Below are 6,175 nucleotides of genomic sequence, written 5' to 3'. Positions count from 1 at the left end.
CGTCAACACCCGCACCAAACGGATCATGAGGCAGATGCACGGACGTGCCGGATTCGACCTCCTCCGCCACCGCATTCTGCTCGCTTGACGGGCACCCAACGTCACCACCGACTACGGGCCAGAGCCAGACATTCGATGTAACTCCCGATCATGGAAGACACATCGATGACCAGTGAGAACGTGACCGATCCCAAGTCTGTCGAGTCGGCAGAGATGGTGTCGGCGAAGGCCGTGGACGACCACTTGATCGACGAACTGGTGCACCGGGCCCAGGCGGCCGAGGGTCTGCAACTGACCGGCGAGGGCGGGCTGCCGGCAGCTGCCCATGCGGCTGCTGGAGCAGCCCTGGAGGGCGAGATCACCGACCGCCTCGGCTATGACAAGCACGATGCGGCCGGCAAGAACCGCGGTAACTCCTGCAACGGCAAACGCTCCAAGACCGTGCTGACCGACGTGGGCCCGGTGGAGATAACCGTGCGCCGCGACCGCGACGGCTCCTTCGAACCGAAGATCGTCAAGAAGCGACAGAAGCGCCTGCCCCGCGTCGATGAGATGGTCCTCTCGGCCTGCTCTCTCCATGGGTGCCACCGTCGAGGTCCTCGACCCGCCCGAGGCCCGCGCCGAACTCACCGCCGTGTCCGCTGCCGACCGGCGAAGGAGCGGTTGGTGAAGCGTTCGGCGGGTTTCGGAGTGAAGACCTCCACCAGGGTCTCGGCAGCGAGAGCGGCGGACGATGCACATCGGCCTGTTACCGGCAGTTCGTCAAGCCGGGCGGCAGTCGAGGTTGGCATGCGGTCGTGTCGATCGTTGAGCGGTGAAGAGGTATTTCGCCGAGTGTTGGAGGCCGACGACGACTGAGCGGCGTCGGCTGCTACGACCCACACCAACCCGGCCCGTGAAAAGCTCGGCCGCCGACGAGACAGCGTCACCTCGGGCGCGTGATCGTAGCCGAGGAGCACTGCCACCGCCGTCACGCGGTCGGTTCTTGTGGTGCTGACCAGCGCGCCAGTACTCTCGCGCCATGAGTCGTCAGCCCGTTCCCCGTGGTCCGTACGTCAAGGGGATCGCCCGGCGACGGGAGATCATCGAGGTCGCGCTTGAGGTGCTGGCCAAAGAAGGGCTGCGCAACTCCACCTTGCAGGAAATCGCGTCGCGCGTCGGCATCACCCGCCCGGGCCTGCTGCACTACTTCGGCTCCAGGGAGGAGTTGCTCCTGGCGGTGCTGGAGGAACGGGACAAGCGGGACCTGGCGGCCGCGGCAATCGAGCACGACGCCGATGGCTCGCTGGTGGGCGAGGCAGAACGGGCGTTGGCCAGGACGAAGCGCTCACCCGGGCTTGCCCGCCTGTACACCGCGCTGGCCGGAGAGGCCACCGACCCCGACCACCCGGCACACGAGTGGTTCCAGCGCCGCTACGAACACATGCGCGCCATGAGCCGGCGTGACATCGAGGCTCGGATCGCCGAAGGCACTGTGGACGCCTCGGTGGACGTCGACGCCCTCACCCAACTTGTCCCCGCCCTCATGGACGGCCTGCAGCTCCAGTGGCTGCTCGACCCCGACCTGGACACCACCGCCGCTCTTCGCATGGTCGTCTCCTGCCTCGTCGACCACACCTCGCACCAAGACTGACTCGCGCCGTCGGCCGGTGTCCACGTCGGGCCTTTTGACCGCAGCCGACGTGGCGCTGATGCAGGCACTCCGAAAATTTACTTCGAGTAGGTATTGACTTGGCGGCGGGTCTCTCCGGATCCTCGACCAGGCCGGTATGCGAGCGCCGAGATCACACTGCCTCGCGCCTGGCGTTGATGTGCGACGCAGCCGAGCCGAGCTCGGGAGACCTGAGGAGTGTGAGGGATGACCACCCGTCCAACCAGGGTCCCGTCCAGGAACGGCCCCCGCCGCTGGCTCCGCGCCATCGCGGCGGCTACAGCGCTTGTCAGCGCCAGCCTGTTCTCCCCCGCGACGGTCGCGTCCACGGCGAGTGGTGCGCCGGGCGCCGGGGGTGCCCCGCCGGAGACATCGGCGCCCACGTTCGCGCACTCCTACCTGGGCGGGGTGTCCGGGCCTCGGCCCGCCGAGAACGTCGACCTGGCCGGGACCTGGCAGTTCGATCCCGTGACGACCACTACCTGCACCCCCGGTCCGCGTCCCACGATGGGGCCGATGACCTGTGAGGACACCCCCGCCACCGAGGAGTCGACCACCATCGAGGTGCCCGGCGGCGGCTGGCTCAAGCAGGGCTGGGACGACCTCTCGGTCGCCGATTATCAGCGGCGCATCCGCGTGCCCGACATCGCGGGACCACAGGCCACCAAGCTCGCGTTCGGGGCGATCAACCACCGGGCCACCGTCTGGGTCGACGGCCGGAAGGTCGGCAGCCAGGTGACGGCGTTCACGCCGTCGGTGTTCGACATCAGCGACTATGTCGAGCCCGGAAGCTCTCACCTCATCCGAGTGCGGGTCGAGGGGCGCAAGGCCTTGATCGGGGACGACGGCCGCTACACCGTGCCCGAGGGCGCCTCATGGTCCGACGACGTGGCTCAGGGCATCTTCCGCTCCGCCGACCTCCAGGTTTTCCCCGCGGTGCACATCTCCGACACCTTCGTGCAGACCTCGGTCGCGGACCGCACCCTGACCTACGACGTCGAGCTCACCAACACCACCGGCATGGCGCGCAAGGTGCGCCTGACCGGGACGGTGGACTCCTGGAACGACGAGAACTGGGCGTACCCCGCCGTCCCCCGCAGGATGGTCACGGTCCCGGCCCACGCCACCAAGACCATCACCGTGGGTCCGCTGTCGTGGCGAGCAGGCTCGGAGTCGTACTGGTGGCCCAACATCCCGCACCGGTCGGGCTACCGCGCGCAGCTGCACGACCTGCGACTGCAAGCCACCACCGCCGGTATCACCACCTCCCGATCCCGAGTTCGGTTCGGCTTCCGCGAACTCGCCCAGGACGGAGACCATTACGAGCTCAACGGGCGCCACATCAACTTCCGCGGCGACAGCCTGCAGGGGGCGAACTACGACAACATCGACCACCACGGCCGCAGCGACGCCTACGACACCCTGCCCGGGTTCCTTGAGCCCTCGCAGGGCAACGGCGGCTGGCCGCAGGTCGTGGACAACTATCTGCGGCTGAATTTCAGCGGCGTCCGCATCCACCAGATCCCGGCCACGCCCTACATGCTCGACGTCGCCGACGCGCGCGGTCTGATGATTCAGGACGAGACCGCCATCCGTGGCTCCAACAACCGGCAGAACTTCATCACCGGCCGCGACAACATGCTTCAGCACACGGCCGATCTGGTGAGGCGAGACCGCAACCACGCCTCAGTGCTGCGTTGGAGCCAGTCCAACGAACCGGTCGTGGGCTACACCGACAACCCGGGCGCCGGTGCCGAGTTCGACGAGGCGCTGTACCAGACGATCATGGCGATGGACACCACCCGGCCCATCAGCACCGACTCCGCAGTCGACGCCACCGCCGGCAATCTTGCGCACGCCAACTACACCGTCTTCTGCCACTACGCCGACGGGGTATACCCAGCCGCCTACACCGAGAGCGTCTGCAACGGACCGGCCGGCAAGCCACAGGGCCAAACGGAGTTCGTCTGGCCCGGCGACAACACTCCGCAGGGTGCCGTGTGGTTCGCCTCCGGGTCCCTGCGGATGCGTGGCCAGGGTGCCTCGGACGTGCGGCCCTACACGCTGCTGGACCTCTGGTCCTCCGTCGTCCCCGGTGTCAAGCGCACCGACATCAACGTCGAATGGGGTTACCCGACAGCGGGACTGCATCCGCTGTACGGCGAGGACAACCTGTCCGCCCCATGGGCCAACCCCCACATCCAACTGATCCAGAACGCGTTCAACCCTGTCGCCGCCGTCGACACCGGCTTCTGGAACGCCAACAAGATCTCCAACGAAGCTGGAGAATGGCCCACCACCACAGGCAGTGTCAGCCCCGGCCGGGCAACCCGCGCCTTGACGGTCTTCAACGACACCCTGCACGGCACCCGGGTCAACGTCACCTGGAGCCTCCACGTCGGCACCTCCGACGGGAAGGTCACCGACCACGGCACGATCAAGACCCGCATCGCACTCGGCGGCAACAGGCAACTGCCACTCGCCTTCGAGGCCCCGGACACCGACCAGCCGCTCTACCTCGAGCTCCAGGTCAGCAAGCCTGGAGAGGGCGTCCTGTTCCACGACGACAGCACCGTGTACACCGTCGCGGACGCCACCCCGTAGGAGGGACCCGGCTGGGCATCGAGCGCCCCTCGATCCCAGCCGGAATCCAGGTCCGCCGCCCTGCCATCGGACGCAGGGACCAGGACACGTTCACCTCAAGACCCCCAGTTCGGCCGCGAGTCGGCCAGGACCACCGGGCTGGTCCGCGGGCGTCTCGCACCGGCCCTGCCGTCCGCGCCGCGAGCCCGGAACAGACAGAGAAGCGAAACATGACGACAAGGAGACGGACAATCTTGAACGGCAGGCGCGTGAGGATCCCCGCGGCACTCGCTCTGAGCGCGGTGATGGTCTTCGGATGCAGTCACCCTCCCGCCAAGACAGCCGAGGCAGTCGCGGCAGCCCACACCGAACCCGGCATCGCGCTGGTGAATCAGAAGAAACTCTCGCCGCGGCTCAGCGAGCTGACCTTCACCTCGTCCGCTCTCGACGGCACGACCAAGGTGCGCGTACTGCTCCCCCATGGCTACGACGCAGAGAAGGGACGTAGTTACCCCGTGCTGTACCTGTACCACGGTGGAGGGCAGAGCGCTTCGAGCTGGACACAGGACGGTGCCGCGGAGAAGATCACTGCTGGCCTGCCCGCGATCGTGGTGATGCCGGACGCCGGCTCCACGGAGTGGTATGCCGACTGGTGGAACAACGGCCACCGCGGCCGGCCGATGTGGGAGACCTTCCACATCAACAGGCTCCTCCCGTGGGTGGACGAGCACTACCGCACGATCCCCGAGCGCGGGGCGCGGGCTGCCGCCGGACTGTCGATGGGCGGGTTCGGGACGGTCTCGTACGCCGCCCGGCACCCTGACCTCTTCGGTGCCGTCGGCTCGTTCTCCGGAGACGTCGACCACCAGAACGTCCAGATGCGCACCATCATCGAGCAGCTCCACCCCTCCCTCTGGGGCCCGTGGGCGACGCAGGAAGTCCGCTGGCGCGGGGACAACCCCTGGGACCTGGCGGCCAATCTGGCCCACACGGACATGTCCCTGTACACGGGCAACGGCCAGCCCCGGCACGACGGCGAGGCCGTGGACGCCACGGAACAACGGATCCGGCAGGAGAACGTGTCCTTCCACGAGCGCCTGCGGGATCTCGGCATCCGGCACCGGTGGCACGACTACGGACCCGGCAGCCACACATGGCCCTACTGGCAGGCTGACCTCCGGGACTGGATACCGCACCTGAAGGCCTACTTCGCCCGCCACGCGCAGCACCGCGCCACTCCCCGGTCGTTCACCTTCTCGTCGATCAGGCCGCAGTACAGCGCCTACGGCTGGACCGTACGGATGCGGCGGGATGTTACCGAGTTCAGCGCACTGGAGGTGGCCCGTGAGCGCCGCTTCACGGTGGTCGGGAACGGCTCGGCCACGGTACTGACGCCCTCACTGGCTCGACCGGGCAGGCGGTATCACGTCACCGTCCGCGACCACGCGGGAGCTTCAGTGCGGTCGGCCACCGCTGACGCCCAGGGGCGCTTGACGATTCCGCTCGCACTGGGCCCCGGCAACCCGCACCAGCAGTACTCGCCGCAGGCCGACACGTCGAGTACGGGCCCCAGCCCCGACAACGCGCCGTTCCACACCAGGGGCAACAGCTCCCGCTTCAACCGGGCCGAGGTGACGATCACCCCGCGCTGAGATCCGTCCCTTCGCCCGCCGGTCTGAGGCCGGGGGGACACCGAGGAAGACGGCGGAAGATCGCCTTCGGGTAGTCGCCCCCTACGACGGACCACCCGCCATGCCGAGTGCTGGGCCGTTACGAGCACAGGACTCGGCCGGCGCCCACGGGTGCTGTCACCGAACCCGGAGAATGTCGAGGGCATCGCCGGCGGTGCCCCGCCGGTGGTCAGGCTCGCACCAGCCTCTCCGAGGCGATGACAGTCCATATGGTGCAGCCTCGATACCAGCTCGGCAGAGCAATTCATGC

3 protein-coding genes and 1 pseudogene are annotated in these 6,175 nt (G+C 67.9%); all 4 read left to right on the top strand.

Going from position 1 to position 6,175, the window contains the following annotated elements:
• Positions 1 to 165: 165 nt before the first annotated feature.
• A pseudogene (locus RNB18_RS48685) lies at positions 166 to 564 on the top strand (transposase); the annotation flags it as partial.
• A 457-nt stretch (positions 565 to 1,021) separates the two neighbouring features.
• Positions 1,022 to 1,633 (top strand): TetR/AcrR family transcriptional regulator, encoded by a 612-nt coding sequence (locus RNB18_RS48680; protein WP_311720582.1) that lies wholly within the window; start codon positions 1,022 to 1,024, stop codon positions 1,631 to 1,633.
• Positions 1,634 to 1,858: 225 nt separating this feature from the next.
• A complete protein-coding gene (locus RNB18_RS48675; protein WP_311720581.1) occupies positions 1,859 to 4,255 on the top strand; it encodes a glycoside hydrolase family 2 TIM barrel-domain containing protein in 2,397 nt (798 codons plus the stop codon).
• A 233-nt stretch (positions 4,256 to 4,488) separates the two neighbouring features.
• Positions 4,489 to 5,886: an alpha/beta hydrolase gene (locus RNB18_RS48670; protein ID WP_311720580.1), complete on the top strand. Its 1,398-nt coding sequence runs from the start codon at positions 4,489 to 4,491 to the stop codon at positions 5,884 to 5,886.
• Positions 5,887 to 6,175: the final 289 nt, after the last annotated feature.

The sequence above is a fragment of the Streptomyces doebereineriae genome, assembly GCF_031845645.1.
GTDB classification, from domain to species: Bacteria; Actinomycetota; Actinomycetes; order Streptomycetales; family Streptomycetaceae; genus Streptomyces; species Streptomyces canus.
The sequence above is the reverse complement of the archived record's forward strand: the minus strand, read 5'-3'. Positions and strand labels throughout refer to the sequence as shown.

Bases quoted from the DNA above. Each gene is read 5' to 3' on its own strand.
- RNB18_RS48675 (WP_311720581.1), top strand. From the start codon at position 1,859: ATGACCACCCGTCCAACCAGGGTCCCGTCCAGGAACGGCCCCCGCCGC.
- RNB18_RS48680 (WP_311720582.1), top strand. From the start codon at position 1,022: ATGAGTCGTCAGCCCGTTCCCCGTGGTCCGTACGTCAAGGGGATCGCC.